Below are 3,797 nucleotides of genomic sequence, written 5' to 3'. Positions count from 1 at the left end.
CCGTGAGCAGCATCGCCACGGCCGTGGCGCAACCCGCCGGCCCCGCGCCGCAGATCAGCACGTCAAGCGGCGTCACCTGCGGCGGGCGGGAAGAAGGGTCGTGGCAGGGCGCGGGCGACCTCAACGAAGCGCAGTTCGCCCTGCACGGTCTTTTCCATCACGAAGCCCAGGCCTTGCCAGTACTTCACCATGTCCACATCGTCGGCGAAGGAGATGAAGTCGTCGCGCAGCTGGTCAAAGTCCGTGCCGACCCAGGCGACCTGCGCGCCGCTGTGCTGCCCTGGCGGAGGTGGGGCGGCGGCCAGGCCGGCAGCGCGCGGTGCGGGCGGCTCCAGGTAGACGAACTCCGGCCGCTGCGCTGGCCACCACCAGATGACCCGCCCGTCCATGGGCTGCGAGGAGCATTCGTTGAAGTCCGCCTGCCACGGCACGGCCATGTAGCGGCAGATGTCGCCGGGCTGCATGCGGGCCGGGTCGAAGCCGGCGCTCAGCGGGCCCTCGAGCACCGGGCAGGCGTTGATGCGCAGCGGGTCGTCGGCTTGGTAGATGGCCGTGTTGCGTGAGATCCAGCCCATCTCGATGCCCGGCGAGAAGGCACCGCCGACGCAGTTTTCCAGCACGTTGCGGGTCAGGCCGATGGGCGACTCGGGAGACGGTGCTTCGTTGGAGAACCATCCGGCCGCCCACTGCTGCAGGAAGAAGAACTGCGTGTCCGTCACCCGCAGGTACTTGGAGGTGAGCGTGCCGGGGATCAGGCAGTTGTCGCCCGCCAGGTACGGCATCATCGTGCGGCCACTGCTGCCGCTGCTGTTGCCGACGATGACGTTCTCCGAACTGGGTGGCCGCAGCACGTCGAGGATCCAGGTGCGCAGGCCCTTGTACTCATCGCTGTCCGGCGAGCTGGGCACGGTGCCCAGTTGCGCGAAGTTGAAGCTGTGCGGCTTGGGCGGGATGGCCGCCACCCAGGGGTAGAGCGTGCCGCGCTCCAGCAGCGGCTGGATCTCCGTCTGGAAGTTGGGCCGGTAGCCCGAGGGGCCGGACTTCCACAGGCCCTGGTCGAGGATTTGCGGCACCTTGCCCGCGCGCACGCCGGCGTCGAAGATGGTGTCCCACAGCGAGACCAGGTTGGGGATCTGCGGCGCGTACGAAGGCGGGCCCACCAGCACCCAGGAGGCATCGGCCTGGACCTCGGTGCCATCGGTCAGCCGGATCACCGCGAAGATGGGGCCGTCCGAGGTGTCGTCCCACCAGCCGTCGTTGTTGGCGTAGTCGTGGATCTTCGGATCGGGCGAGGGCGTGCCCGAGATGCCGAATCCGCCCAGCACCAGCAGGCGCCCGGCGTCATCCGTGCGCAATTCGCCCAGGCTGGCGATGGTCTCGCCGGTCGGGTTGAGCGGCCCGGGCGGGAAGTTCACGCCGCGGTAGTCCGGCGGTGCACTCGCCGCATCGAAATGCACGCCGGATTGCGCGGCCCCGGCGATCGTGCGCGGCCCGGCGTCGATCATCAGCTTGTTGCGGTCCGGCTCTGCGGCATTGCGCAGCGGGTGGTTGGGTGCGTAGCCCTGTTCGCCTTCGTTGGTCACGAAGGTGTACCAGCTCGCCTTCTTGTTCGCGATGTGGGCCGTCCAGGTGATGGCCGCAATGCCGGGCGTGCCGAGGGTGATCTCTTCGGCGCCGTCCGGACCTTCGCGGTAGATGCGAAAGCGCGCCGCCTGGCGGCACATGCGGCCCTGGTCGTCGCGGAAGTCGCGCTCGGTGAAGGGCGCGCCGTCGGGCAGCGTCGGCAGGCCCCGATAGGCCTCGGGGCCGATGTAGAACTTGGCCGGCGCATTGCCCACGCGTGCCACGCCAATGCTCGGGTAGATCTTGTAGTTGCTCATGGTCTTGCCTCCGGTTCAAAGCACATGGCCGGCGCCGGTGGCAGCCAGCTTGTCCAGGCCGCGCATCGCGCGCACCAGGTGCGCCGCGCGCACGCTGCCGCTGGGCGCCTTGAGGATTTCCTGCCGTAAGCCGTGCGCCAGCGTGCGCGTGTCGGCGCCTTCGTCCCAGCTCCAGGTCGGCGCGGCGTTGGGGCCGACCGCGCTGTCGCCATTGGCATGGGCCGGCGTGTTCATCAAGGAGATGGCCAGGTTCGGCAGCACCTCGTGCATCAGGTTGAGCACGACGCCGAAGAAGGGGTCGTGCTCGCCGCGCATGAAGGTTTTTTCGAAGCCGCGCAGCATCACGCTGTAGTGCTGGTTGAAGGTCTTGGCCAGGCTCAGCGCTTCGGGATTGGAGAAGTCCTCCAGCCGTGGGTTGGAGGTGGCGGGCAGGGTGGGCGGGAAGTTCGCCAGGTCCAGCGAAACCTCGCGGAACTTCATGAAGTGGCTCAGCTCCTCGGGCGTGCCCAGGATGGGCCCGTAGGTGCCATCGCTGCGCATGCCGTACTGGTTGTAGGCGCCATAGGGCTGGCGCGCCACCAGGGGCTGGTCGGCAGGTACCTTGCCTTCGCCCTGGCGCACGATCTGGTCGATGCCGGCCAGGGCGCTGGCCTTGTCGCGCACTTCGATCACCTTGCCGCCGAACTTGCCCAGGTAGATGTCGGTGCGCTGCCGGAACTCGGGCGTTTTGGCGCTGAATGGGTCGCCCGGAAACGCTTCGATCGCATTCACCAGCGACTGGTACAGCTGCGCGATCGTGTCGTAGTGGTCGCCCTGTGCTGGCGCATCCCAGGGCGCGGGCGTCTCGATGGCGGCATAGACGTTCGAGAACACGTCGATCGATGCGCGGTACAGCCCGAGCAAGGGCGTGGTGTTCTCGTTTGCGTGCGGCAGGTAGCCGGGATAGACGGGCGCGAACGCTTGCGTGAAGCGCGGCTGGCCGCCCAGTGCGACGACGAGGTTGGCGGCCTGGTTGACGTGGAACATCTCTTCCATGACCACGCTGCGCAGCGCCTGGTAGGCCTTCGAACCGGTGTCGGAAATCGAGTACAGGCCGCTGAGGTACACGGGTATGGTCGAAAACTCGACCTGCAGCGCCAGTTGTGCGGCGCTGCGCAGGTCATGGAGCTGATCGTTGGTGGTTCGGGCCTGCAGGCCATGGGGTGTGCGGGCCCCGGGCAGGCGATCAAAAAGATGACCGAATGGGCGTGGGCTTTGCAGGCCTCGGCCCGAGCGGGGGCGCGATGCTTCGGAGGGCATGGGTGGGGGCTCCCAACGAGTGTTGCGACATGGCGGGGCGCGATGAACAACAACTGTCCGTCGTGGCTGCCTTCGAAACTGCACACAACTTTCGGTGGTTCACCCCTGCGCACCGAGAGGTCCGCGCTGGCGAGGTGGTGTTGTGCGTGGCGGACTGTAGTGAGGTCGGCCTTCAGCGCCTATCTGCCAGAGTTGACAGGTCGGGTGATGTCGGGCTTTGGGCCGTTTTTGCGTTTTTGCGTTGTTGCCGAAGGGGCGGCGCTTGAGCGCGGTTGATGGACGCGCGAGCAAGGCTCAGTTGCGGTCCACCGGATTGTTGGCGCAGGCTGACGGTGGTTCAGGCAGGAAATCCCAGCCGTAGGGGCCGTCGCGCAGTTGCAGCGTGCCTTGTGCTGCGCCGGTGCAGTTCGGGCCGCTGCGTTGCCAATCCAGGCGCAGCGCGGCGCTGTCGGCGCGCCAGCTGCGGAAATAGAGGTGCGTGCTCGCGGCAGGCTCGTAGCGGAAAACCTGCGACCAGCGGGGGCCGGCCTTCTGCAGCAGCGTGACGCTGCCGGGCGCATGGCCGCCTTCCGGGCTGTCGACGACAACGATCAGGCGGCCGTTGGGCGCCACCCAGGG

Annotated in this window: 3 protein-coding genes; all 3 read right to left on the bottom strand. The window is 67.7% G+C overall.

The features are described 5' to 3' along the window. Positions 1-62: 62 nt before the first annotated feature. Positions 63-1,880 carry a LodA/GoxA family CTQ-dependent oxidase gene (locus FKP22_RS32570; RefSeq protein WP_170201042.1) on the bottom strand — a complete coding sequence of 606 codons (1,818 nt, stop codon included), beginning with the start codon at positions 1,878-1,880 and terminating at the stop codon, positions 63-65. Between the two features lie 15 nt (positions 1,881-1,895). Next, the gene (locus FKP22_RS23715) at positions 1,896-3,179 is read right to left on the bottom strand and encodes a ferritin-like domain-containing protein (RefSeq protein WP_141290137.1); all 1,284 of its coding nucleotides are present in this window, start codon (positions 3,177-3,179) and stop codon (positions 1,896-1,898) included. A 294-nt stretch (positions 3,180-3,473) separates the two neighbouring features. Continuing rightward, the coding region (locus tag FKP22_RS32565; RefSeq protein WP_170201041.1) for a hypothetical protein at positions 3,474-3,797 on the bottom strand (324 nt) is incomplete at its 5' end.

It is taken from the genome of Ideonella azotifigens (assembly GCF_006519715.1).
GTDB classification, from domain to species: Bacteria; Pseudomonadota; Gammaproteobacteria; order Burkholderiales; family Burkholderiaceae_C; genus Ideonella; species Ideonella azotifigens.
This window is presented reverse-complemented; position numbering and strand designations above follow the sequence as displayed.